Below are 25952 nucleotides of genomic sequence, written 5' to 3'. Positions count from 1 at the left end.
CGGCCTCAATCCTTGAGTGCGACGATGGCTTCTATCTCAACGGTGATGTTGCCCGGCAGTGAGCCGAAACCCACGGCGGAGCGGGCGTGCTGTCCCGCATCGCCGAACACATCGATGAAGAGATCGGAACAGCCATTGATGACGCTCGGGTGATCGCGGAAATCGCTGACGGCATTGACCATGCCAAGCAGCTTGACCACTTTTTTCACCCGCGACAGATCACCCAGCGCCTCATGCATGACGGCAAGCAGATTGATGCCGGTGAGCCGTGCGTGGTTATAGGCCTCTTCCAGCCCGATTTCCGCGCCCACTTTACCGGCATAAAGATGGCCGTTTTCCTCCCGCGGCCCCTGCCCCGAAAGATAAAGCATGTTGCCTTCCACCACATGGGTGACGAAATTGGCGATCGGCGGCGGCGGCGGCGGCAGGGAGATGCCGAGCGCGGCGAGCCGGTCATAGGGCGAATGACGCCCCTCTGCCTCAAGCGAAGACTGTTTCACGCGAATTCCTCATAATACAGGGACGGGTATTCCTTAATCTCTGCGGAGGACGGAGGGGATTGGCCTCCTCCGCCTTGTCCATTTGGGTTCAGCGCCAGGAATAACCATGGCTGTGGCGCACGAGCTTGCGCGCCCTTGGAATGTAACGGCTGGCAGCAATCGCCTCCGCGCCGATGACCGCGTAACGCGGCTCGAACAGGCGCTTCAGGCGCGAGACGTCGCCATTGGAATCGGTCGCTTCCAGATCGGCATCGACAAGATCGAAAATCGTGAAATCGGCTTGGCTGCCAACATCGAGACGGTTTTCCATATCGAGGCGAATGACGGAGGCCGGATTGCGGGTAACGGCCTCGATGACATTTTCGAAGGGCATTTCGACCGACAGCAGCTTCGACATGGTGGTCGCCAGATCCCAGACCGGGAAATTCATCGAATGGCCATGCAAATCCGTGGAAATCGAGAACGGCAGCAGCCCGCGCGCAATCGCCGCTTCCGCCACCTTGAAGGAGAAGGATGCGCCGCCATGGCCGATATCCAGCCGAATGCCTTCGCCCGCGCAGCGTTCGGCAAGGTTGAACAGGTCCTCGTCTTCCATGATGCTGGAGCCAGACTTGCCGTTGAAGCAATGGGTCACGACATCGCCGGGGCCGAGAATTTCCAGCACCTCGTCATAAAGTGCGGGCGGTTCGCCGACATGCACCATCATCGGCACTTTCAGGATCTTGGCGATCTTCTTGCCGAGCTTGACCGGCGTAACACCCCAGGAGCCGGTGATAACATGGCTCGCCCGCACCTTGAGGCCGACAATATGTTCGCTGTTTTCGGCGTAACATTCGAGGATACGATCGAGATCGATATCCTTGATGTCGCGCAGTTCCGGCACGCGGTTACACGCGACCAGACCGATGGAACCGAGATTGAGGAAGGCCTTGATGCGTTCCCTCGAGGGCTCGATAATATATTCACGGAAACCGTGGAAATTCGCCTCACCCGCCGAACCGGCATCCACCAGCGTGGTCACGCCGCGCTCGGCCCCGCATTCGGAGGGGCGGATGGAGATATCGGTGCCGCCATGCCAGATATGCACATGCAGATCCACCCAGCCGGGCGAGACGAAGGCACCCTTGGCATCGATGCGCTGCGCATCAGCAGGCGCCTGAAGGCCCAGCCCAACCGCAGCAATCCTGCCATCGCCGCCGATCAGAATATCGGTCGAAGCCTGTGGCGCACCCTTTTCGAAACCGACGGGTTTGACATTGGTGAGAAGAATGGGAGCTTGGAGAGGCGTTTTCGCCTGTTCACCGGACGTCATATTACAAATCCCTTCGCAGTCTTGGGTCGAGCATGTCCCGCAGCCCGTCACCGACCATTTGCAGCGACAGCACGGAAAGAATGATGGCAAAGCCGGGGAAATAGGTCATCCAGTCCGCCTGGCCGATATATTGGCGGCCGGCGGAGATCATGGTTCCCCAGGTCGGAATTTCCGGGCTGACACCGAGCCCCAGAAACGACAGGCCGGCCTCGGCCAGCATGGCGCTGGCAAAAAGGAAGGTGCATTGAACGAGGATCGGCGAGACCAGATTGCGCAGCACATGCCGCGTCATGATGTGGAAGGTGGAAATGCCGAGCGCCTTCGCCGCCTCCACATAGGGCAATTCGCGGATGACCAGCGTCGAGGCGCGCACGATGCGGGCAAGGCGCGGCGAATAGACCACGGCAAGTGCAATGATGACAGTCGTCAGCGAAGGACCGAGCGCGGCGACCAGCGCGATGGCGAGCAGAATATCAGGGAAGGCCATCATCGCGTCGATCAGCCGCGCGATCGGCGTATCCAGTTTTTGGAAGAAACCGGCGAGCAGGCCGAGCGTAATGCCGATCAGCGCCGAAAGCGCCACCACGGCGGCACCGACCAGAAGCGACAGCCTTCCGGCATAGATGGTGCGCGAGAAGACGTCGCGGCCGAACTCGTCGGTGCCGAACCAGTAAAGCTCGCTTGGCGGCTTCAGGCGGTTCACGATCGACAGTTTCGACGGCGAATAGGGCGCAATCATCGGCGCGAAAACCGCGAGCAGCACGAAGACGAGCAGTACAATGAGACCGGCAGCGACCGTCTTGCGCTTCAGGAGACGCCGAATGAACAGGACGGTCGGATTGCGTGCCGGCGGAGCGGTGGAAACGATATCGGCCATCAGTAACGAACCCTCGGATCGACCAGCAGATAGAGCATGTCGATTGCAAAATTGATGAGCACGTAAAGCCCGGCGATGATGAGAAGCGCGCCCTGAATGACCGGATAATCGCGCCGGAGAACGGCCGAGACGACGAGATTGCCGACCCCCGGCAGACCGAAGACGGTTTCCGTCACGACTGCGCCGGAAATCAGCACGGCGGCGGTGAGCCCGAGTACGGTGAGGATGGGAATGAGCGCGTTTTTCAACGCATGTTTCATCACCACGCGGCGCTCCTTAACGCCTTTGGCGCGCGCGGTGCGAACATAGTCGTCACCTAAAACATCCAGCATCGAGGCGCGGGTGAAGCGCAGGATGAGGGCGGAGGAAACGAGGCCGAGCGCGATGGCCGGCAGGGTCAGGTGATACATGCGCTCAAGGAAGCTAGCACCCGGCCCGCCATAACCCGATACCGGGAACATATCGAGCCGGACGGCGAAGACCTGCATGAGGATAAGGCCGAGCCAGAAGCTGGGAATGCTCGCCGCCAGCATCGCCACCGTCGTCGCTGCCTGATCGACAAAAGAGCCACGCCGGTACGCGGCATAGATACCGATGGGAAGCGCGATGACGCTGGCGATCAGCAGCGAAAAAATCGTCAGGAAGAAGGTCGGTTCCGCCCGGTCCAGCAGGGCTGATCCCACCGGCATATTGAGGAAGATAGACTGGCCGAGATCGCCCTTCAGCAATTGCCCGATATAATAGACATATTGCACGCCGAGCGACTGATCGAGGCCGAGCCGGCCGCGCAGCTCCGCAATATCCTGCGCCGAGGCATCCGGCCCGAGCATCACGGCTGCCGGATCTCCGGGTGTTACGCGCAGGATGACGAAAACGATGGTTACGACGAGGAACATCACCACGATCATTCCCGCAAGTCTCTGGAAAATATACCGTATCACGTATGAAGGCTCCGAAGCGCGTGATTGCCGCTATCAGGCGACGGTTGAACCGGGTTGCTTAAAGATCGACTGCTCACTTCCGTCATGCCGGACTTGATCCGGCATCCGGCCACCACGCGTCCGCGTGGTGAAAAGGTCTCTTGCGATCAAGGACTTGATCGCGCTGGACCCCGGCTCAAGGCCGGGGTGACGGCGTGCGGTGCCGGCCTTATTTCGTAACCGATGCATTCCAGAAGTAAGGCCATGGAGCCGGATCGACGCCTTCCAGCTTGTTGGACTTGGCCGCCACGGCATTGAAGTCGCCGATCTTGATGAGCGGCAGCTCGGCATAGATCGTCTTCTGCACATTGGCCCAGAGCGAAACGCGCTTCTCCGGATCGGCCTCCGAGGTGAAGGCGTCAACCGCCGCCTTGCGCGCCGGCGTATCCCACCAACCCGGTGAGCCGGTGGAGAGCGCACCGATCAGCGCCGGCTCAGGCAGGAAGGGGCTGTGGGTGATGTAGATATCCCAGAGCTTCGGGTCGGCGCGGCGCTGCGTCAGCGTCGCCCAGTCCACCACCTGCATATCCACCTTGAACCCTGCAAGTTTCAGATATTCCGCCGCGACCTGCGCCATCTTGTAATGGAACTCATACTGGCGGCTGGTGAGGATGCGCAGCGGCTCGCCATTGTAACCGGCCGCCTTCAGCTTTTCGGCGGCGGCTTCCGGATTGCCGAGATTGTAATTGCCCTCGACACCCTCTTCCGAATGCCAGGAGAAATTATCGGGATAATAGGCGCCATCGAGCGCATAGAAATCCGTGCTGCCGAATGCGGCCGCCAGCATGTCTTCCATGTTCAGCGCTTCGGTCACCGCCTTGCGGACCTCCAGCTTGGAAGAAAGCCCCTCCTTCGTGTTGAACACGAAGACCGGATAACCGAAAGGCTTCAGCATCAAAGGCTGCGAGGCAGAGGACGACTTCACCTTGTCGAAGGATTCCACCGGAATGGAATCGACGTAATCATATTGCCCGGAAACGGCGGCTTCGACGCGAGTATTCGGATCGGGCACCGGAACGAAGCGGATTTCATCGAGATACTGATGGCGAGCGCCACCATAACCGTCGCTTTCGCCATCGCGGGACTTGTAGCCATCGAAACGGACGAGCTGGATATACTGGTCGGCCTTGCGTTCCTTCAGCATATAGGGCCCGGTGCCGATGAATTCGGCCATCGGCTCCGCCTGCTTTTCAGCGGGCAGGATGATGGCTGCGGAATTGTTGAAAGCGAGCAGCGAAGCGAGCGGCGCATAGGGCTGCTTGAGGGCGATCGTCACCGTTCCGGCATCCGGCGCGGAAATATTCTCGATAAAGCCTGCGGCCTGCTTGCCGCGCGAGGCGATCTTCATCCAGCGGCCGAGCGAAGCGACGACATCTTCGGATGTCATGTCGCTGCCATCATGGAACTTGATGCCCTGCCTGAGCTTGATCGTGTAGGTTTTGCCGTCCGCACTGATCTCGGGCAGGCTTTCCGCCAGAAGCGGCGTCACCTTCCAGCCCTTGTCGAAGGTATAGAGCGTTTCGAAAATATGCTGCGTGACGATACCGACGAGATCGGCGGTAGACGCCATGGGATCGAGGGTCGGCGGCTCGCCGATCGTGGCGACATTGATGACGCCGCCCTTCTCCGCAGCCATCATTACACCCGGTGCAAGCAGCAAAGCGGCGGTGGCGAGAAATGCAAGTTTACGTCTCATGGTCAAGCTCCCAGCTCTTATGTGTTCCATTATTATGTTATATGCATCTTTATAACAGAATATCTCGATAAGACGCCTTGTCAATGACAATGCGGCGCGATGATGGGTTTCCATGATCGGCAAAACGCAAGACAAGTCTTCAGGAGAGGCGGCAGCACCATTCAAGGCAATGAAAAAACAGGAGTTTCGCCAAAAATACGGCGCGCGGTGATATCCATCTCTTCCGGCTGGGAGAGAGGGAATGACGACCGTCGTCTAACTGCAAAGGAAGAAAGGGAATTAAGAAGGTTGGATATTTCGCATTTGCGAACAAAGTGCTATTAAAGAGCGGACTAACGCTAGGCCATCACAGACATACCCGCATATTCTTATTAATCGTTACGCCATTTGACGCCGTCAGCCGTATTTTCAAGGGCTGAAAACAGACCTGATATTCTAGACCGCCAAACTTTATTCCACGGCGGAACATAAATTTTTAGTACGTTGAGTTATTGAGGAAATTATGAAGACGGCAATCGTGCATGACTGGCTCACCGACAGAGGCGGGGCCGAAAAAGTACTTCACAACCTTCTTGAAATTTATCCTAACGCGGATCTGTACTGCCTTGTCGATTTCATGAGCGAGCGCGACCGGGGGTTTCTCGGCGGCCGTACCGTCAACACCTCCTTCATCCAGAAGCTGCCTTTCGCCCGGAAAAAATACCGCTCCTATCTGCCGCTGATGCCGCTCGCTATCGAGCAGTTCGATCTGAGCGGCTACGATCTGGTGATTTCCTCGAGCTATGCGGTCGCAAAGGGCGTCATCACCGGCCCAGGCCAGTTTCACGTTTCCTATATCCATAGCCCCATCCGCTACGCCTGGGACCTCCAGCACCAGTATCTCAAGGAAACCAGACTGACGCGCGGCTTCACCTCATGGATCGCGCGCGCCATTCTCCACTATATCCGCATGTGGGACATCCGCACCGCCAACGGCGTCGACCTGATGACGGTCAACTCCAAATTCATCCGTAACCGGGTGCGCAAGTGTTATGGCCGCGATTCCACCGTGATCTATCCGCCGGTGGACACGTCCCATCTTTCCCCGTCCGAGCTTAAGGGTGACTATTTCGTCACGGCGTCGCGGCTCGTGCCCTACAAGAAAGTGCACCTGATCGTGGAAGCCTTTGCAAAGATGCCCGACAAACGGCTGGTCGTCATCGGCGACGGGCCGGACATGAAACGCATCCGCGAAATCGCCACGCCGAATGTCGAAATTCTCGGTTTCGTCGGCAATGACGAGCTTCACAAATACATGGCCGAGGCAAAAGCCTTCGTTTTTGCAGCGGAAGACGATTTCGGCATCGTACCCGTCGAATCCCAGGCGCTCGGCACACCGGTCATCGCCTATGGCAAGGGCGGCGTGCTGGAGACCGTTGTTCCGCTCGGCGCCTCCAACCATCCGACCGGCCTTTATTTCGGTGAGCAGACACCGGAGGCAATCTGCGCCGCCGTACAGGAGTTCGTCGACAATTCCGACCGCTTCGACAAGAACGCCTGCATCAACAATGCCGCCCGCTTCTCACGCGAGCGTTTCCTGCGGGAATTCGCGGACACTGTGAATTTCGCACTGGCTGAGCGGGCGTAGTTAAGAAACGCCTTCGGCCAACATCTACACATGAAACTTCCATTGAGTGCTTGGATGAAACCTAAGAATCCGCGTGACTATAGTTATGATGTCGCCAAAGGTCTGTGTATAATCCTTGTTGTTTTCGGCCATGCGGAAAGAGGCCTAAATGGCTCTGTCGCGCCGCCGCACTTCAGTCTTATGGGCTTCGCCGACTATGCAATTTACACCTTCCATATGCCGTTTTTTTTCTTCGTGTCGGGACTGTTCTTCTCAGGACAAGATACCGCCCGTAGAGATTTTTTCGCCAAGCTCGTAAGAAATATCGCTTATCCCTATCTATTCTGGTCAGTCCTGCATGGCAGCCTGATGGTGGTGATGGGGCGTTTGGGTCTTACAAACACGACCATCGATTTTAACAGAGTCCTGGAAATCCTATGGAGCCCGATCAGCCCCTTCTGGTTTCTTTACTCACTATTTTTCTGCCAACTTGCCTCTCATGTATTCGTTCGGATGCCGACCCTCGTCCGAGCGGCATTCGCGCTTATTCTGTTCATTTTCTTTTATCTGCAAGACCAACAGGTCCCATGGGACATTGCGTACGGCTTGATCTATTTCACACTCGGCGTTCTCGCAAAACAATACGGCTTTCAGCAGAAGCGATACACGATGCCCTCATTTCTCGCGCTTCTGGCAGCCTTTGCGATTTCCACCTATGCCTCGTGGCAAATTGAAATCCCCGAACGGTTTCCTTTCTTATCGGCGGGTCTCGGCATAGTCTTAATGATCGCAATTTCGCAGGCGCTAGTTATTCGTGAAAGCCCTATTTCATCGATGGTCAAGACGCTCGGCCAGTTGTCCGTCGGAATTTATGTGATGCATATCATCGCCATCGGTTTTGGCCGAGCTGTCGCGGTCAAGTTGCTTCATGTAACGGACATAGCGAGCCTGTTGGCAATCACGACAATTATTGGCGTTGCCCTGCCGGCCATTGTTCAGATGGCCGCAATACGTTTCGGGATACATGAATGGGTGGCTCTGCCTGCTTCGGCATATCGCCGACACAATGCCAGTGCTGCATAGCAGTCCAAGGGTCTGACGAATAGCGTGGACGCGAACCTCGCGATTCCGGGACTTAAAGAACGACGTGAAGTTGCGGGCGGGCTCTTTATTGCATAAGCATTTATACTGAAATAAAAAAAATGTTCTATAAAACAAATGATTAGGTGTCACCTAAGTCCACAGCAAAAGAAACCGCGCAAGCGTGACAAAACTGCACTAGCGCAATGCAGCAATCAAAGAGATTATGGAATCCAACTGAATATTGAAGCGCAACAATACTGACACCATCAGGGGATTCGAACATCGTGCCTCGCCCGGAATTTTTCGGCGCAGTTGAGCGATGATGAACTTGAAGCATTGTCTGAAATTGGGCATATGCCTGAAAGGGGACGTAAACATCCCGGGATGCGATTCCGCTGAACGGATGTAATGCCGGTTTGGATTTCCTTTACCGGTGTCATTTATGAAGTGCTTATTTTTAAAAACTTATACGATGTCCGGATTATTTCTGCTTTCCGGACGGCATTCATTTCGAGGACCAAATGCGTTTATTGAATGTTTCGATTCTGCTTGCCTCTGCAGCACTGGCGGGTTGCACGGTGACCGCGGCCTCCGGCCCCGATGCAGCCTCGATCGAATCTAACGCTTCCGTGAAATTCGCGTCCAAGGACAAGAAGAAAACCGCCGGTGTCGACTACGCGCTGCTCGACATCAACAGCTCCGTCCTCAATTACGTCGGCGACACCACAACCACCACCCTGCTCGGCAGTTTCGGCGGCGGCAAGGGCGGTGTTCCGGCGCTGCCGATGGGTGTCGGTGACGTGGTGCAGGTCGCGATCTTCGAAAGCCAGGCCGGCGGCCTGTTCATTCCGAACGACGCGGGCAGCCGTCCCGGCAACTTCATCAGCCTGCCGAACCAGACCGTGGACCGGGAAGGCAATATCAGCGTTCCCTATGCGGGCAAGATTCGCGCCACCGGCCGCAACGTCGAGGATGTGCAGAGCGAAATCGAGGAACGGCTCGCCAACCGCGCCATCGAACCGCAGGTTCTCATCACCAAGATTTCCAGCCGCTCCGCACAGGCTTCCGTCTTGGGCGATGTCAAGGAGCCGACGAAGGTTCAGCTTTCGGAAGCGGGCGATCGGGTTCTCGACGTCATCTCCTACGCAAAGGGCCTCAGCGCCCCGAATATCGAATCCTATGTCACGCTGATCCGCCGCGGCAAGACCGCCCGCGTCAACTATAACCACCTCGTCAGCACACCGTCCGAAAACATCTATGTGGTTCCAGGCGACACGATCATGGTGGAGCGTGAACGCCGCACCTACCTTGCTTTCGGCGCTTCGGGCCTCAACGGACGTTTCGAGTTCGAGGATGCCGATCTCAAGCTTTCGGATGCACTCGGCAAAGCCGGTGGACTGCTCGATTCCCGTGCCGACCCGGCGCAGGTCTATGTCTATCGTATCGTCAAGCGCGATCTTCTCGTGAAGCTCGGCATCAATACGTCGAAGTTCCCCGGACAGGACGTTCCAGTCATCTTCCGCGCCAATCTGCGCGATCCGTCGACCTTCTTCGCCGCCACGAAGTTCCCGATGCAGGATCGCGACATCATCTATGTCACCAACTCGCAGGCCACCGAACTTTACAAGTTCCTGGATCTCGTCGGCTCCGTACCGGCAACGACCGGTAATGTCGCCGAGGACGTGCTGGCGACCCGCAACGCCATCCGGGCCTTCTAATCGGAGGCTTCTCGCCGTTCATACCAAAGCCGCCCCGGAAACGAGGCGGCTTTTTCTTTGGCCGGAACCAGCGGCGAAGAGAAACATGGCCAAGCATTGCCTGGGGCATGAACCGAAACCGTCTGCCTCCTGAAAGGCAAGGGATATAGCGACGGTCATTGTCGCCGCCATTACAAAAGTTTAAGGTGATTTCGCAGCGCATTGGGTGTCTTGTGGGGGAAAGCTGCTCCCAAGGCTTACCGCACATGTTCGGGAAACATGTATCGCTCTCATTACGCGGAATCGTCAGATGAAACGTTTCTGGACCGCTCTCAGCGTTCTTGCCATCGCAGCCGCCGGTGCCTGGTATTTCAAGGATCGCCTGCCGCTCGATCAAGTCCCCTATCTCAAGCAATTTGCCAGCGTGTCTCCCAGGGCCGACGCCGAAACGGCGACGCAGTCCTCCCAAAGCGGCCAACCAGCCCGGCAGCAGGGACAAAAACAGGGTGGAGGGCGGCGCAATGGCGGGCCACCCACCGTCAGCACCATCGCCGTCGACAAGGCGACGCTGCCGATGGATGCAACGGCGACGGGCTGGGCGGTTGCGGCCGACATCACCAATATCGCGCCGCTTCAGGCCGGCCTCGTCATGGAAATCGAGGCGAAGGACGGTCAGCATATCAAGGCGGGCGACCTTATCCTCAAGATGGATGACCGCATCGCCCGCGCCGCTGTCGACAAGGACAAGGCCAATATCGCCGCCGATCAGGCAACGCTGGAGCAGACGGAGGCCGCCTTCCAGCGCGCCGCCAATCTCGTCAAGCAGAGCGCGGAATCCCAGCAGGTGCTGGATCAGGCAAGGGCGGCGCGGGATAGCGCCAGCGCCAAAATCGACGCCGACAAGGCAACGCTTGCCTCTGACCAGGTGACGCTCGAGCACATGGAAATCCGTGCCCCCTTCGATGGGCGGCTCGGCGATATCAGCGTCAGCCCCGGTGCCTATCTCAGCGCCGGCGTCAATATCGTGACGATCACCAAATACGATCCGATTTCGGTCAGTTTCCGGCTCTCACAGCGCTATCTGCCGCAATTGCGCGAAGGTGTGGCGAAGAATACCGCAGTCGATGTCGACCCCGCGGCGACGGGGGGCGAACCGATGAGCGGTGTGCTGCGGTTCTACGACAATACGGTGGACCAGACCTCCGGCACGGTGCTGGCCAAGGCGGAATTCAAGAACGATCGCGGTCTTTTATGGCCCGGCCAGTCCGTCAACGTCACGGCGCACTTCGTTTCGGACGATGAAATGATCGTCGTGCCGACGGTTGCCGTGCGGCCGGGACCGAAGGGCAATTTCGTCTATACCGTCGATAGCGAGCATCATGCCCATATGACGCCGGTGGAAGTTGCCCGCTCGAATGGCGATCTTACCGCCATCGCAAGCGGCCTCAATGGCGGCGAGCATGTGATTATCGAGGGTCAATCCGAACTTGCCGACGGCCAGTTCGTGGTCGAGCAATTTTCCGACAAGGGCGGCGCGGCCGGCAATCTGGCCGCCAATATTCCGCAGGAAAAGGTTGGCGGCCAATGATCCCGAATTTCTGCATCAACCGGCCCGTCGCCACCACGCTTCTCGCCATCGGCCTGGTGCTGGCCGGGCTTGCCGGCTTCCGCCTGCTGCCCGTCGCCGCCCTGCCGAAGGTGGATTTCCCAACGATCAACGTTTCCTCGTCGCTGTCAGGCGCTTCGCCGCAAACCATGGCCACATCGGTCACCACACCGCTGGTCAAGCAGTTCGAGACCATTCCCGGCGTCAGCGAAATCAGCGCCACTAATACGCTCGGCAACAGCTCGATCGTGCTGCAGTTCGATCTTAACCGCGATATCGATGCAGCGGCGGCCGATGTGCAGGCCGCGATTTCCCGCGCACAACGGCAATTGCCGAGCAACATGACGACAACACCAAGCTATCGCAAGACCAACCCGGCCGATGCCCCGGTGCTGCTGCTTGCCGTCAATAGCAAGGAGATGCCGACCAGCAAGGTGGACGAAATCGCCGAGAACATCATTTCTCCGCTTCTTTCCACCATATCGGGCGTCGCACAGGTGAGCATCTATGGCGCGCAGACCTATGCCGTGCGTATCGGCCTCGATCCGGCCCAGCTTCAGGCAAGAGGGCTTGGCGTCGACACCGTCACCACGGCCATCGCCCAGGCGAATAATCAGGTGCCCGTCGGGGCTTTGCAGAACGACAATCAGCGCCTGACGATCGAGGCCGATACCCAGCGCACCAATGCGGCCGCCTTCCGCTCGCTGGTCGTCTCGACGAATAATGGCGCGCCGATCCATCTCGGCGATATCGCCAATGTCACCGACAGCATCGACAACACCAATGCCGGCAGCTGGTTCGACGGCGAACAGGCCATCGTTCTCGCCGTGCAGCGCCAGCCGGACGCCAATACGGTCGACGTGGTGGACGCCATCAAGGCCAAGCTGCCGGCGCTTCACCAGCAATTGCCGCCTTCGGTTAATATCAACGTCATGAATGACGCCTCGACCGCCATCAAGGACGCGATTTCGGACGTGCAGTTCACGCTGTTTCTCACCATCGGGCTGGTGGTTGCAGTCATCTATCTCTTCACGGGGCACCTGACGGCGACCATCATTCCGGGTCTTGCAGTCCCCCTGTCTCTCATCACCGCCTTCGGCATGATGTATGTTCTGGGCTATAGCATCGACAATATTTCGCTGCTCGGCCTGACACTTTCGGTGGGGCTGGTGGTGGACGACGCCATCGTCATGCTGGAAAACATCCTGCGCCTGCATGAAAAAGGCCTGCCCATGCGCGAAGCGGCCCTTCAGGGCGCGGCAGAGGTCAGCAGCACCATTCTCTCCATGTCCATCTCGCTGGTTGCCGTCTTCATCCCCATCCTGTTGATGGGCGGGGTTATCGGCAGGCTCTTCAACGAGTTCGGCATGGTCGTCACGCTCGCGATCATGGCCTCGGCGCTGGTCTCGCTGACGGTGACGCCGATGCTTGCTTCGCGCCTCTCCGGCCACTCCTCCAGACCACCGGCGATCATCCGCTGGTTCGATGCGGGTTTCGAACGGACGCTGCGCGCCTATGGCCGCGCCGTCGGCTGGTGCCTCTCCCATCGCCGCATCGTTTTGGCATCGTTTCTCGCCTCGGTCGCGGCATCGCTCTATCTCTTCGAAACCCTGCCCTCCAGCTTCTTTCCCCAGGAAGATATCGGCCGTCTTTCGGTTTCGACGCAGGCGCGTGAGGATATTTCCTATACCGCGATGCGCGATCTCCAGGCTCAGGTCGCCGATCAGATCCGCAAGAATCCGGCCGTGGTGCACGTCACCTCCATTGTCGGCGGCAATTCACGCAATCCGCTGAACAACGGCTCGATGTTCGTGGAGCTGAAGCCCAAGGAAGAGCGCGCGCCGCTCAGCCAGGTGCTGGCGGAACTGGGGCAGGCCACATCGAAAGTGGCGGGCATCCGCACCTATATCAATCCGCAGCAGAGCCTGCGTTTCGGCGGGCGCAGTTCCGCCAGCCAGTACCAGCTCGTCGTTCAGGGCCTGAATGCCGACACGACCAATGAATGGTCGAACAAGCTGATGGAAGCGATGCGCCGCGACCACACCTTTACCTCCGTCACCTCGGACGCCCAGAACGGCGCGATCGCCGCGACGATTTCCGTCGACCCGGAAAAGGCCGCCGCCTTCGGCATCACCAACGACCAGTTGCGCAAGACGCTGGAAATGTCCTTTGGCGGTTATACGGCGGCACAGATCCAGTCCACCGGCGACAGCTACGACGTGATTGTGGAATTCGACAGCTCGAAACCTTGGAATGATGATTTCCTCAGCGATATCAACATTCTTTCGGCAAAATCGGGCGTTCTGGTTCCGCTTTCAAACTTCGCCAGCCTCACCCGCACACAGGCGCCTGTCACCATCAACCAGACGGGCCAGCTCGTCTCCACCACCATCTCCTTCAACCTGCCGGATGGCGTGGCGCTTTCCGATGCCACAAGCCGGATCGATCAGATCAAGAGCACGATAGGCCTGCCGCAGGATGTCTTCACCAGCTATGGCGGCACGGCGGCGATCTTCCAGCAGAGCCAGGGCAATACCGGCCTCCTCATTCTGGCGGCGGTGCTGACCATCTATGTCGTTCTCGGCGTGCTTTACGAGAGTTTCATCCATCCGCTGACCATCCTCTCCGGCCTGCCGGCTGCTGCCTTCGGCGCGCTGGTGGCGCTGAAGGTGATGGGCATGGATTTCTCGATCATCGCGCTGATCGGCCTGCTGATGCTGATCGGCATCGTGAAGAAAAATGCGATCATGATGATCGACGTCGCGGTGGAACTGATGCGCGAAAAAGCCGAACCGCCCACAACCGCCATTCACGAGGCCTGCGTGCGCCGTTTCCGGCCGATCATGATGACGACCTTCTGCGCGCTGCTTGGGGCGCTTCCCATCGCGCTCGGCTCGGGCGCAAGTTCGGAACTGCGCCAGCCGCTCGGCGTCGCCGTGGTTGGCGGCCTTATCGTCTCGCAATTGCTGACGTTGTTCATCACGCCTGTCATCTTCGTGGAAATGGACCGGTTCGGCCATTTCCTCACCGGGCTGTTTTCCCGCCGGAAAAAGGCGGAAAAACACGCCGAACCGCAAAAGCCGGAAGGGACCGGCGAACCGGATTCTGTTGCCGCTTAACGCAGATCTTCGAGGCGCTTCAGCGCCTCGAAACCCGCTGCGGCACTACGGCTGCAATAACAGAGCCTCTGTCAGAGAATATAAAAATCCAGCCGGGCCCTTCTATTGCCGCGAAAACCTTCCAAAGGCTCCGCCCGAAAAGCATAGCGGGTCCCCGTCGCGATGGGCGGCGCGCAGCACCTCGCCGACGATAATAGTGTGGTCGCCCGCATCGTGGGACGCTGCCTGCCGGCATTCGAAACGGGCGAGCGTGCCGGGAATGACGGGAACGCCCTCGTCATTCATTTCCCAGTCGAGATCGTCGAAAGCGCGGCCATTGCGGGTAAAGCGGGCGCTCAGCACATCCTGATCGGCGCTCAGCACGTGGATGGCGAAATGGGTTGCCCCGCTGAAGGCCTGATAACGCGACGAGCTTTTGGCCGGCGACCACAGCACCAGCGGCGGATCGAGCGACACGGATGCGAAGCTGTTGACCGTCATGCCGATCGGCCCTTCCGGCGTCGTGGCGGTCACCACCGTGACACCTGTCGTGAAAGCGCCGAGCGCATTGCGGAAGCTGCGGCTGTTTTCGCCGCCGGGAACGAATACATGCTCATTGGGCATTTTGATCGCCTCTGCCACTGTCATCACGGCACCTCTTTTCCAATCGCAAGGGTGTAGAGTTCGAACCAGGTCTGGCGGTCCATCGTCACGTTGAGCGCATCGGCCGCCGTTCTGATACGCTCGATATTGTTGGTGCCGAGCACAGGCACGATTTTGGCCGGATGCCGCAAAAGCCAGGCGATCGCCACTGCCGTGGCATCCACGCCCTGTTCCTTGCCGATGCGCTGCAAGGCGGCCATGGTGCCGCCATGAGCACCGGAGAACAGCGAGCCGCCGCCAAGCGGCGACCATGCCATTGGAGAAACGCGCTTTTCCTGCAGGAAGGCCAGATCGCCATTGGTAAAGCAGTCCGTGGCAAGAAGGCTCATTTCGATCTGGTTGGTCACGAGCCGGTTGCTCATCGCCGATTGCAGCAGGGAGAAATCCCAGGGGCGGAAGTTGGAGACGCCGACGGCCTTGACCTTGCCGGATGCCACCAGCGCATCAAGCGCCTTGCCGGTTTCTTCCGCATCGATCAACGGATCGGGACGGTGAATGAGCAGCAGATCAACGTGATCCGTACCCATGTCGCGTAGCGACGCCTCGACCGAGGCGTTGATGTGGCCGGCCGTCGTATCATAGTGCTTGACGCGGGCGGCGGCGTGACGGCCTGCGGGTGCAACGATGCCGCATTTGGTGACGATTTCTATTCTGTCACGCAGCCCCGGAGCGGCTTTCAGGCCGGCACCCAGAATGGCTTCCGCCGTGTATCCGCCGTAAATATCGGCCTGATCCATGGTGGTGATGCCCTGCGCGAGGCAAGCCTCGATCTTGGCCTGCACGTGGGCGGGCGAGGTATCGGCATCGTCGCCGATGCGCCACATGCCGTAGACGATGCGGCTGAGTTCGAGTTTGTCGGAAAGAGCGATGCGTTCCATCAGTGGCGTTCCCCGTTGCCGAGCGGCGTGGCCGGCGTTTCAGAAGGCACCCGGCCATAGGCATGCGGCAGGGAGCAGGTTTTCATCTGCGGCAGAACCTTGGTGCCGAAGTGCTCCGCCTCATCGAGATGCGGATAACCGGAAAGGATGAAGGCGCGAATGCCCATCTTCTGGTATTCCTCCAGCGCCGAAAGCACCTTGTCGGTGGAACCGACCAGCGCCGCACCGCAGCCCGAACGCGCCCGGCCGATGCCGGTCCACAGATTGGGTTCGACATAACCGAACTTGTCGGCGAGTTCTCGGGCACGCGCCTGATGCGATACGCCGAGCGAGCCGCTGTCATGCGCGCGGTTGCGGATCAGTTGCCCATATTCGTCATCGAGCTTCGAGACAAGATGTTCGGCATATTCGCGGGCTTCCTGTTCGGTATCGCGCACCACCATATGGACACGCAGGCCGTAATCCAGCGTGCGGCCATGGGCGGCGGCGCGTTCATTTGCGGCACGCATGCGGTCTGCAAGCTGGTCCTTCGTTTCCGGCCACATCAGATAGACGTCGCATTGCGCGCCGCAGAGTTCGAGCGCATCCGGCGAATAGCCACCGAAATAAAGGAGCGGTCCGCCATTCTGCTGGTAGGGTCTTGCCGGCTCGGTGGAGACGCCCTTGAACTGGTATATTTCGCCGTCATGGTCGATGGTGTCGCGCGTCCAGGCCTGACGCAGGATCTCAACGACCTCGTGGCTGCGCTTGTAACGAAACGCACTATCGGCCACTTCGCCAGGGAAATCCGAGCTGATGACGTTGAGCGTCAGGCGACCTTTCAGCATGTGGTCGAGCGTCGCCACCGTGCGCGCCAGCATGATCGGCTGCATTTCGCCGCAACGGATAGCAGCAAGAAAATTGATGCGGTCGCTGATCGGCGCGCAGCCGGCGACGAAGCTCAGCGTATCCTGCCCGACCTGATAGGATGAAGGGCAGAGAATGTTGCGAAAACCGAGTTCTTCGGCCTTTTTGACGATATCGGAACAATGCTCGAAACTGGAGCGCAGGCTGCCATCCGGCACGCCAAGATAGGCGTAGTCATCGGAACACAAAGCGGAAAACCAGGAGACCTCGGCAGCATCGAGATCAGCGGATGTAACGGGTACGACGGTCATGCAATTCCTCCTCAGGGCCGCTCTCGTTTTTCTTGCATAACATCAAGAAATATGTAAATCAATGATGTATCAATTTTTGTTTCGGGGGAGGAAACGGCATATGAAACACACTGGCGGCAGCCTGCCAATGTATATGCAGATCGCCGAAATGCTGGTGCGCGAAGTGGCGGCGGGCCGGCTGATCGATGGCGAAAAGCTCGCGCCGGAGCGCGATATGGCGGCCGACCTCGGCATCGCCGTTGGCACGCTTCGCAAGTCGCTCGCCGAATTGCAGGAGCGCGGCCTGCTGGAGCGGGTGCAGGGTTCGGGCAATTACATTCGCGCCGTCAGCGATCCGCAAAGCGTCTACGCGTTCTTCCGGCTTGAACTGATCGAGGGCGGCGGCCTGCCGACGGCGGAGGTTCTGGATGTGGCCCGCCTTGCCAAGCCCGCCGACCTGCCCGCCTTCGGCACATCGACCGAAGGACACAGGATTCGCCGCCTGCGGCGCATTGCCGGCAAACCGGCGGCCATCGAAGAAATCTGGCTGGACGGTTCTTACGTCGACACCATCGCCATCGAGAACATGTCGGAGTCCCTTTATCTCTATTACCGCACCCGCCTCAACCTCTGGATATCGAAGGCGGAGGATCGCATCGATCTCGGCGAAGTACCCGAATGGACACCCGAGTTTTTCGGTCAGAAATCAGGCGCGCTGGTGCCGCGGGTGTTGCGTCTGAGCCAAGCGCAGGACGGTGCGGTGGCCGAAGTTTCATGGACCTGGTTCGATCATGCCGTTGCCCGATACGTTTCTCGCATACGTTGAGACTGCACAAAATTCGCGTGATCCAGATGAACGGAGAAATTTGACGGGAGGCAAGCAAGCAGCGGCCTGTCCTGGGGGCAGTTTTGCGACTATATTTCTTTAAATCAATGACTTAATAGTTTTTGATTTCTGTCAGAAATAAAATTGATACACTATTGATTTCCTTTTTTTGAAAGGTAATATCACCTCCTTAGGGAGACAGGCGTTTCGCCATCCCACGATATCGCCAGACAATCGGGATCGATTTTCGACGATGCGATGCGTGGAACTTGAAGGTTGATACCGGCAATGGCGTCCATCCAAATTCTGGACGCGCCGGTCGTGAGGAGGAAAATATGGCTTCGGTCAGCCTGCGCAAGCTGGACAAGAGTTACGGTGCGCTTCGCATTGTCAAGGGCATAGACCTTGAAATCAACGATGGCGAATTCGTCGTGTTCGTCGGCCCTTCCGGCTGCGGCAAATCGACGACGCTGCGCATGGTCGCGGGGCTTGAAAGCATTACCGGCGGCGAAGTGAAGATCGGCGACCGTGTCGTCAACCGGCTGCCGCCGCGCGAGCGTGACATCGCCATGGTGTTTCAGGATTATGCGCTTTATCCGCACAAGACGGTGCGCGAAAATATGGGTTTCAGCCTGAAGGTGCGTGGTGTCAGCGCCTCCCAGGCCAATGCCAGCATCGATGAAGCGGCGAAGATGCTCGGCATCGAGCACCTTCTCGACCGTCGGCCCGGCCAGCTTTCCGGCGGCCAGCGCCAGCGTGTTGCCATGGGTCGCGCCATCGTGCGCCGCCCGCAGGTGTTCCTGTTCGACGAACCCCTTTCCAACCTCGACGCCAAGCTGCGCGGACAGGTGCGCACGGAAATCAAGCGGCTGCACCAGCAGCTCGGCACGACCATCATCTACGTTACCCATGACCAGGTTGAGGCCATGACGCTGGCCGACCGCATCGTCATCCTGCGCGGCGGCGATATCGAACAGGTCGGCACGCCGGACGAGGTCTATAACCGTCCGGAAAGCGTCTTCGTCGGCGGTTTCGTCGGCGCGCCGGCGATGAACTTCGCCCGCGCCAAGGTGAGCGGCGACCGGCTGGTATTTTCCGACGGCAACGCCCTGCCGATGGCAGCCATCCGGCCATCCCGCGAAACGGGGCTCGACGGGCGCGAAGTCATTGTCGGCATTCGTCCGGAACATTTCGGCCCCGTCGAGGGCTTCGACACGCAGCTTGCGGTCAAGGTGCAGGTGGTGGAGCCGCTCGGCTCGGACACGCTCGTCCATTTCAGCCTTGGCGATGCGGCGCTGACCGCACGCATGCCGCCGCAGCTTCGGCCTGCGCCGAATGAGGAACTGAAGATCGGCGTCGATCCGTCCAAGGTCCATCTTTTTGACGCGACGACGGAACGCTCGATCCACTGATTGCCGGGCGAGGAAACGCTGCGGCCAACAGGTTTAATAACGGGAGGAACACATGACATTTAAAACCATCAAGGGCAAAGCCCTCATGGGTGCCGCGCTCTGCGCAACCATGCTCGCCTTTTCGGGACAGGCCTTTGCCGACGCCGAACTGAAAATTTTCGTTTCCAGCCAGCATCAGCCCGATGTGTGGCGCAAGGCGCTCGATCAATATGAGGCGAAGACGCCCGGCGTGAAGGTGGTCATCGAGACCGGCGGCAACACCTCGGAAATGCAGGCGCAATATCTAAACACCGTGATGTCGGCCAAGGATTCGAGCCTTGACGTGCTGATGCTCGACGTCATACGCCCCGCACAATTCGCCACGGCCGGCTGGACCAGCGATTTCTCCGGCAAGGACATGTCCGCCTATCTGCCGACCTATGCCGAAGCCAACACGGTGGACGGCAAGATCGTGGCGCTTCCCGCCTTTGCCGATTCCATGTTCCTTTATTACCGCAAGGACCTGCTCGACAAATACGGCATCAAGCCGCCAACCACCTGGGACGAGCTGAAGGAAGCCTCCAAGAAGGTGATGGAAGGTGAAAAGAACCCCGAACTTCAGGGCCTGTCCTTCCAGGGCAAGGCGATCGAGGGCGCAGTCTGCACTTTCCTCCTGCCCTATTGGAGCGAGGGCAAGTCGCTGGTTGAAAACGGCAAGCTGAATTTCGACAACAAGGCAGCGGTGGATTCGCTGAAGCTGTGGAAGAGCTTTGTGGACGAAGGCATTTCCAAGAAGAATATTTCGGAAGTTGCGACCGACGACACCCGCAAGGAATTCCAGGCCGGCAAGGTTCTCTTCGCCGTCAACTGGTCCTACGCCTGGACCCATTTCCAGGGCAAGGAATCACAGGTGAACGATAAGGTCGGCGTCGCCCGGCTGCCAGCCGTCAAGGGTGGCGAGCAGACAACCTGCCTCGGCGGCTGGGAATTCGGCGTTTCCGCCTATTCCAAGCAGCAGGAAGAAGCCAAGAAGCTGGTGGAATATCTTTCCGGTCAGGATGTTTCGAAGTTCATGGCCATCAACGCCGCGCTTCTGCCGACCTATGCCGCACTCTATAAGGATGCGGATGTGACTAAGACGATCCCTTGGTTCGCGGATGCCCTGCCCGTCGTCGAGACCGCCAAGGCCCGTCCCGTGACGCCGCGTTACAACGAGGTCAGCGAAACCATCCGTACAACCGTCAACGGCGTGCTTGCCGGCGTAATGACGCCGGAGGATGGCGCAAAGCAGATGGAAAGCCGTCTGCGGCGTGTTCTGCGCTAAGCTTTGGGCCGGAAAGCGGCGTGCCTGCCATGCCCTTTCCGGCCGCTTCGACTGACAGGAATAAAGCCGCCTGAAGGGCGCGATAAACGGGCCGGATAGAACCGGTCTGCTCGGGAGACGACGACGTGAATCCAGTTGCGGGAGTGGCAGACGTGACAATGCCGGAAAGAACCATGGTTCGGGTGGACGAGAAACCGCAGCCGCGCTGGACGCGGTGGCTCGATCTCGGCGACCGGCCGCTGGCCGTGCTTCTCTTGGCGCCGGCGGCGATCCTACTGTCGCTCATCATCGTCTATCCGGTGGCGCGGCTTGTCTACACATCGTTTTTCAGCCTTTCGCTGACGTCGGGCCTGCCGGCGGAATTCATAGGCTTTGAAAACTACACGGCGATGTTCGACGACCCGATCTTCTGGGAAACGACCTGGAACACGGTGCTGATAACGCTGATCACCGTTCCCGGCGCGCTCATCATGGGCCTTGGCCTCGCACTGCTCGCCAACCTGCCTTTTTCCATGCAGTGGCCGATGCGGCTTTCGCTGCTGATCCCGTGGGCGCTGCCGCTATCCTTTGCTGGCCTCATCTTCGCATGGTTTTTCCATTACGAATATGGCGTGGTCAACGATGTGCTCAACCGTTTCGGCTTCGAAGGGATCATCTGGTTCAATTCGCCGAACTGGGCCTTTGCGGCGATCTGCCTGACCATCATCTGGAAGACATCCTCCTTCATGGCGCTGATGATCCTTGCCGGCCTGCAGACCATTCCGCGTTCGCTCTATGAGGCGGCGGATGTGGATGGCGCCGGCAAAATCCGGCAGTTCTTCGAAATCACCCTGCCACTTCTCAAGCCCTCGATTGTCGTCGCGCTCATCTTCCGCACCATCACAGCGCTGCAGACCTTTGATATTCCTTACATGATGACCGGCGGCGGCCCCGGCACATCCACCACGACGCTTGCCATGTATATCCACCAGAACACCGTCTCCTTCCTCGATCTCGGTTACGGTTCAGCGCTGGCGGTCATGATGTTTGCGCTTTCCATGTGCGTCACCGCCGTTTATCTCCGCATTATCAGGACGAAGGACTGATCCCATGAGCACCGTTGCGAATTCCGGTCTGTCCTCCTTCTTTTCCGGCAAGCCGCTGCGCTTCATCGCGGCCTCCATTCTTCTGGTCAACGGCCTGTTTCCGGCGATCTGGATCCTTTTCACCTCGCTGAAGACCGAAGCAGAACTGACGGTCAAGCCGATCACCTGGTTTCCGCACGCGCCGACGCTGGCCAATTACATGCAGGCCTTTTCCGACCAGCCGCTGCATCTCTTCCTGTTCAACAGCTTCATGGTAGCGCTGCTTTCCACCGCCCTCACCATCCTGATTTCGGTGCTGGCGGCTTACGCGCTGGCGCGGCTGAACCTCAAATATCGCGCGCTGATCCTTTCGCTCATCATCGCCGTTTCCACATTCCCGCTGGTGACGCTGCTGGTGCCGCTGTTCGAAATCATGCGCGCCTTGAACCTGCTCAACAGCTGGACGGCGCTGATCCTGCCCTACACGGTGCTTTCGCTGCCTGTCTGCACGCTGATGCTGGTCTCCTTCTTCGAGAGCATTCCGCGCGATCTCGAAAACGCCGCCATGATCGATGGTTGCACCCGCATCGGCGCGCTGTTCAAGGTCGTCGTGCCGCTCTGCGCGCCGGGCGTTTTCACCGCCGGCATCCTTGCCTTCGTGAATGCCTGGGATGAGTTCCTGCTGGCGCTTTCCTTCAATTCCAATCCGGCGCTCCGCACGCTTCCTGTCGGCATCCAGCTTTATCAGGGTGAATTCGCCTTCCCCTGGCCGGTCATCTCGGCGGCGCTGGTGGTGGGTATCGTGCCGGTCGCCATCCTGATCGTCATCTTTCAGGAACGGGTTGTCTCCGGCCTCACCGCCGGCGGTCTCAAGGGCTAAACAGGTACAGTCATGCATTTCGAAAAGACTAAAGACGGCTTCGCGCTCACCATCGGCAATCGCACCATACTTTCCCATTCCCCCGAAAATCCGGCCTTCTTCGCCGGTTTCGGCAAGGAGAGGATGGATATGTATCGCGGCAATTTCGATATCGAGGACTACCTTATCGAACGAACCGCCCTGCGCCACGCCGAGGTCAGCGGCGAGAGCATCACGCTCTCATCCGCGCCGGGACAGGCACCGCGCCTTCGCCTGACGCTCGATGGCAACGCGATGCGGCTAACGGCGCTGGATGACACCGTCAACCGCCTCTGGCTGCGCATCGTTGCGGAAGCGGATGAGCACGTCTGGGGCGGCGGCGAGCAGATGTCCTATTTCGACATGCGCGGTCGCCGCTTTCCGCTCTGGACTTCCGAGCCGGGGGTCGGCCGGGACAAGACCACCGAAATCACCTTCAAGTCCGATGTCAGCGGCAAGGCGGGCGGTGATTATTACAACACCAACTACCCGCAGCCGACTTACCTGTCGTCGCGCAGATACGCCCTCCATGTCGAGACAAGCGCCTATTCGGTCTTCGATTTCCGCAACGGCGATTTCCACGAGATCGAAATCTGGGCCATCCCCGAAAAGATCGAATTCTTCGCCGGCGATCATTTCACGGATATCGTTTCCGCCCTGTCGCTGCGGTTCGGACGCCAGCCTGAACTGCCGGAATGGGTCTATAACGGTGCGATCATCGGGTTAAAGGACGGCGTCAACTCCTTTGCGCGACTGGAGAAAATCCGCGCGGCCGGAACGAAGGTGTCCGGCCTCTGGTGCGAAGACTGGGTGGGTCTTCGCCAGACATCCTTCGGCGCGCGCCTGTTCTGGGACTGGCAGGCGAATGATACGCGTTATCCGCATCTGCGCCAGAAGATCGCCGAGCTTGCCGATCAGGGCATCCGCTTTCTGGGTTATGTGAACCCCTATCTCTGCGTCGATGGCCCGCTGTTCCCGGTGGCCGAAAAAGCCGGTTATTTCGCCACTGACGCCGAGGGCAAGACGGCGCTGGTGGATTTCGGCGAGTTCGATTGCGGCGTGGTCGATTTCACCAACCCGGCCGCCACCGACTGGTTTGCCGAGGAGATCATCGGCAGGAATATGCTCGATTTCGGCCTCTCCGGCTGGATGGCAGATTTCGGCGAATATCTGCCGATCGACATTACCCTTTCCAACGGCGTGGACGCCAAGCTGATGCACAATGCCTGGCCAACGCTCTGGGCCGAGGTCAACGCCAAGGCCGTCGAAAGCCGTGGCAAGACCGGCGAAGCGCTGTTCTTCATGCGCGCCGGCTTCACCGGTGTGCAGGCCCATTGCCCGCTCATCTGGGGCGGCGACCAGTCTGTCGACTTCTCCCGTCACGACGGTCTGGTCACCGTCATCTGCGGGGCGCTCTCCTCGGGCCTCATGGGCAATGCCTATCACCATTCCGATATTGGCGGTTACACCAGCCTGTTCGGCAATGTCAGAACCGCAGAACTCATCATGCGCTGGACGGAGATGGCCGCTTTCACGCCGGTCATGCGTACCCATGAGGGCAACCGGCCGCGCGACAATCTCCAGATCGATCAGGATGAGGCGGTTCTTGCCCATTTCGCCCGCATGACATCCATCTATGTCGCGCTGGCTCCCTATCTGAAATCACTCTCGGCGGAAGCGGCCAGGACGGGCCTGCCGGTGCAGCGTCCGCTCTTTCTTCACTACGAGAATGACCGGCGGACCTATACCATTCAGGACTGCTATCTCTACGGGGCGGACATGCTCGTCGCGCCGGTCTGGAAAGCGGGCGAAACGCAACGCTCGCTCTATCTTCCGGGCGACGGCGAATGGGTGCACCTGTGGAGCGGCGTGCACTCTCCCGGCGGACAGGACGTCACCGTCGAAGCGCCGCTCGGCGAGCCGGCGGTGTTCTATCGTGCAGATAGCTGCCATCGGCCGCTGTTTGAAGAGCTTCGTACCATCGGCTGAAAGATGGCCGAGATCGTCCCTGCCATCACCCCGTCAGGCGGGGTGATGTGATGGCCTTTTTGAAAAGGGCGGTCATTGCATCGCTGATGCCCTGCGATGGGCTGACCTCGAAGAACAGGCCCGGCGAAGCGCATTGCTGCATGCGTGCACCGATTTCCGGCTGAAAGGGCGCGATCCAGCTATTGTACCAGTCATTGGTCGGCAGCGGCAGATAGGTGGTATAAAGCACGGCGATGCGAAAACCCTTTTCCTTCAGCTTCGTGCAATATTTGATATCGATCGGTTCCTGGCAGCGGCCGCTGGTCGTTTTTTTGGTGCAGGCGGATGGCTTGTAGCTATCGCCGACGCCGTCTGACACGAAGAAGACGATCTTTTCGGGGCTGGCTGAACTTGCACCAGTGCCCGAACTGCCGATCCTGTCGCCAATCTGGGTCAGTGCCCGGTCAAAATCGGTCTGCTGGTCGTTGTTGAACCCCTGCTTGGGGATCGACATCAGGTCGACTTCAGCGGCTTTCTTCTTCGCGGTCGCCAGATCCGAGGTCAAGGGAACGACTTCGAGCAGCTTCGTATCTTCCGCTTTCTCTCCGAAGGAGTAAACCGCCATACGATATTGATTGCTGCTTTTGCGCATGGACTTCGCCGTATCCATCAGGCTTGCCGTGGCCTGCGCCACCACATTGATGCGCGTCGTGACCCCGAGGCTTTTGGCTTTGTAGTAATAGCTATTTGTATCGACCACCCCGTTTTTCACGATGTGACAGGCGAAAGCGCATTTGTCGCTTGTATTGGCTACCATGGTGGCAACGTCGGTTGGCGTCGCGCCGACACCCATCGAGGGGGTGTTATCCAGAAGGACATAGAAGTCGCTGAATGTTTCCGTCTCGTATTTTGCCGTCGCCTTGCCCGAAATGGTGATCAGATCCTCTCCGAGTATCCGTGAAAGCGTGGTGCCGACGGATGCCGTGAAATTGACCGAGGATTCGATGGCATTACCGTGCTTGATCACCGACACGTCAAGAGACAGGAGCTTGTAGTCGGGATTGGCCCGCTCGTTGCTTTCAAAGAATGCGGAGGCTTCATCAGTGCCAAGCGAAATGACACCGTCGCCCGACATTTCCTTTGCCTTGTGAACGCTCGACGACGTATCGGCAACCACCGCAAGCGCCGCGGCATCCGCCGCCATCTGCAGGTCCGATTTGACGGCCATGCCACGCGTTATATCAAGGGCCACGCCGGCGGCCCCAATCAGCGGCACCATCAATAGGGCGCTGAGAATGCCGAAATTTCCCGATTTATCCTGCCAGATGTTCTTCAAATTCGCCCCCGGA

General features: G+C 58.9%; 20 protein-coding genes. 11 read left to right on the top strand and 9 right to left on the bottom strand.

What is annotated here, in order from left to right:
• Positions 1–5 precede the first annotated feature (5 nt).
• The 5 genes from F3H58_RS08375 to F3H58_RS08355 form a co-directional block, all read right to left on the bottom strand.
• A complete protein-coding gene (locus F3H58_RS08375) occupies positions 6–500 on the bottom strand; it encodes a RidA family protein (RefSeq protein WP_003519868.1) in 495 nt (164 codons plus the stop codon).
• A gap of 88 nt (positions 501–588) precedes the next feature.
• Complete coding sequence (locus F3H58_RS08370) at positions 589–1812, bottom strand: amidohydrolase/deacetylase family metallohydrolase (protein WP_149741865.1); 1224 nt, start codon at positions 1810–1812, stop codon at positions 589–591.
• Position 1813: 1 nt separating this feature from the next.
• On the bottom strand, positions 1814–2689 hold the full coding sequence (locus F3H58_RS08365; protein WP_065655629.1) for an ABC transporter permease: 876 nt from the start codon (positions 2687–2689) through the stop codon (positions 1814–1816).
• Positions 2689–3630, bottom strand: coding sequence for an ABC transporter permease (locus F3H58_RS08360; RefSeq protein ID WP_188128830.1), 942 nt, complete (start codon positions 3628–3630; stop codon positions 2689–2691). Before F3H58_RS08360 ends, F3H58_RS08365 begins: the two co-directional genes overlap by 1 nt.
• 208 nt (positions 3631–3838) lie before the next feature.
• Complete coding sequence (locus F3H58_RS08355; protein ID WP_149741864.1) at positions 3839–5365, bottom strand: ABC transporter substrate-binding protein; 1527 nt, start codon at positions 5363–5365, stop codon at positions 3839–3841.
• 502 nt (positions 5366–5867) lie between these two features.
• Here F3H58_RS08355 and F3H58_RS08350 point away from each other — a divergent pair.
• The 5 genes from F3H58_RS08350 to F3H58_RS08330 all read left to right on the top strand — a co-directional run bounded on the left by F3H58_RS08350 (position 5868) and on the right by F3H58_RS08330 (position 14476).
• The gene (locus tag F3H58_RS08350) at positions 5868–6992 is read left to right on the top strand and encodes a glycosyltransferase family 4 protein (protein ID WP_149741863.1); all 1125 of its coding nucleotides are present in this window, start codon (positions 5868–5870) and stop codon (positions 6990–6992) included.
• A 54-nt stretch (positions 6993–7046) separates the two neighbouring features.
• The gene (locus F3H58_RS08345; protein WP_188128829.1) at positions 7047–8054 is read left to right on the top strand and encodes an acyltransferase family protein; all 1008 of its coding nucleotides are present in this window, start codon (positions 7047–7049) and stop codon (positions 8052–8054) included.
• A gap of 521 nt (positions 8055–8575) precedes the next feature.
• On the top strand, positions 8576–9772 hold the full coding sequence (locus F3H58_RS08340; RefSeq protein ID WP_149741861.1) for a polysaccharide biosynthesis/export family protein: 1197 nt from the start codon (positions 8576–8578) through the stop codon (positions 9770–9772).
• 289 nt (positions 9773–10061) lie between these two features.
• Positions 10062–11339: an efflux RND transporter periplasmic adaptor subunit gene (locus tag F3H58_RS08335; RefSeq protein ID WP_149741860.1), complete on the top strand. Its 1278-nt coding sequence runs from the start codon at positions 10062–10064 to the stop codon at positions 11337–11339.
• Complete coding sequence (locus tag F3H58_RS08330; protein WP_149741859.1) at positions 11336–14476, top strand: efflux RND transporter permease subunit; 3141 nt, start codon at positions 11336–11338, stop codon at positions 14474–14476. The genes F3H58_RS08335 and F3H58_RS08330 overlap by 4 nt, the downstream gene beginning before the upstream one ends.
• Before the next feature lie 102 nt (positions 14477–14578).
• Here F3H58_RS08330 and smoA read toward each other — a convergent pair whose 3' ends face one another.
• From smoA to F3H58_RS08315, 3 genes are read right to left on the bottom strand one after another with little or no spacing between them, the layout of a single operon-like run.
• Positions 14579–15103 (bottom strand): NADH-dependent FMN reductase SmoA, encoded by a 525-nt coding sequence (gene smoA, locus F3H58_RS08325; protein WP_003519878.1) that lies wholly within the window; start codon positions 15101–15103, stop codon positions 14579–14581.
• On the bottom strand, positions 15103–15996 hold the full coding sequence (locus F3H58_RS08320) for an aldo/keto reductase (RefSeq protein ID WP_065655621.1): 894 nt from the start codon (positions 15994–15996) through the stop codon (positions 15103–15105). The genes smoA and F3H58_RS08320 overlap by 1 nt, the downstream gene beginning before the upstream one ends.
• Positions 15996–17153 carry an LLM class flavin-dependent oxidoreductase gene (locus F3H58_RS08315; RefSeq protein WP_003519880.1) on the bottom strand — a complete coding sequence of 386 codons (1158 nt, stop codon included), beginning with the start codon at positions 17151–17153 and terminating at the stop codon, positions 15996–15998. Before F3H58_RS08315 ends, F3H58_RS08320 begins: the two co-directional genes overlap by 1 nt.
• 100 nt (positions 17154–17253) lie before the next feature.
• Here F3H58_RS08315 and F3H58_RS08310 point away from each other — a divergent pair, with 100 nt between their 5' ends.
• From F3H58_RS08310 to F3H58_RS08285, 6 genes are all read left to right on the top strand, one after another.
• On the top strand, positions 17254–17958 hold the full coding sequence (locus F3H58_RS08310; protein ID WP_149741858.1) for a GntR family transcriptional regulator: 705 nt from the start codon (positions 17254–17256) through the stop codon (positions 17956–17958).
• A gap of 335 nt (positions 17959–18293) precedes the next feature.
• Positions 18294–19370 (top strand): ABC transporter ATP-binding protein, encoded by a 1077-nt coding sequence (locus tag F3H58_RS08305; RefSeq protein ID WP_149741857.1) that lies wholly within the window; start codon positions 18294–18296, stop codon positions 19368–19370.
• Between the two features lie 52 nt (positions 19371–19422).
• Positions 19423–20673, top strand: coding sequence for an ABC transporter substrate-binding protein (locus F3H58_RS08300; RefSeq protein ID WP_137004687.1), 1251 nt, complete (start codon positions 19423–19425; stop codon positions 20671–20673).
• Positions 20674–20846: 173 nt separating this feature from the next.
• Positions 20847–21758 carry a carbohydrate ABC transporter permease gene (locus F3H58_RS08295; RefSeq protein WP_020810525.1) on the top strand — a complete coding sequence of 304 codons (912 nt, stop codon included), beginning with the start codon at positions 20847–20849 and terminating at the stop codon, positions 21756–21758.
• 4 nt (positions 21759–21762) lie between these two features.
• Positions 21763–22617: a carbohydrate ABC transporter permease gene (locus F3H58_RS08290; protein WP_003519886.1), complete on the top strand. Its 855-nt coding sequence runs from the start codon at positions 21763–21765 to the stop codon at positions 22615–22617.
• A 12-nt stretch (positions 22618–22629) separates the two neighbouring features.
• Positions 22630–24624, top strand: coding sequence for an alpha-glucosidase (locus tag F3H58_RS08285; protein ID WP_149741856.1), 1995 nt, complete (start codon positions 22630–22632; stop codon positions 24622–24624).
• A gap of 25 nt (positions 24625–24649) precedes the next feature.
• On the opposite strand, the gene F3H58_RS08280 is transcribed toward F3H58_RS08285, so the two are convergent.
• Positions 24650–25939: a pilus assembly protein TadG-related protein gene (locus F3H58_RS08280; RefSeq protein ID WP_149741855.1), complete on the bottom strand. Its 1290-nt coding sequence runs from the start codon at positions 25937–25939 to the stop codon at positions 24650–24652.
• Positions 25940–25952 lie beyond the last annotated feature (13 nt).

The organism is Rhizobium sp. NFACC06-2 (assembly GCF_900101425.1).
Classification (GTDB): domain Bacteria; phylum Pseudomonadota; class Alphaproteobacteria; order Rhizobiales; family Rhizobiaceae; genus Agrobacterium; species Agrobacterium leguminum.
Note: the sequence above shows the minus strand (reverse complement) of the source record. Positions and strands in the feature narration are given on the sequence as shown.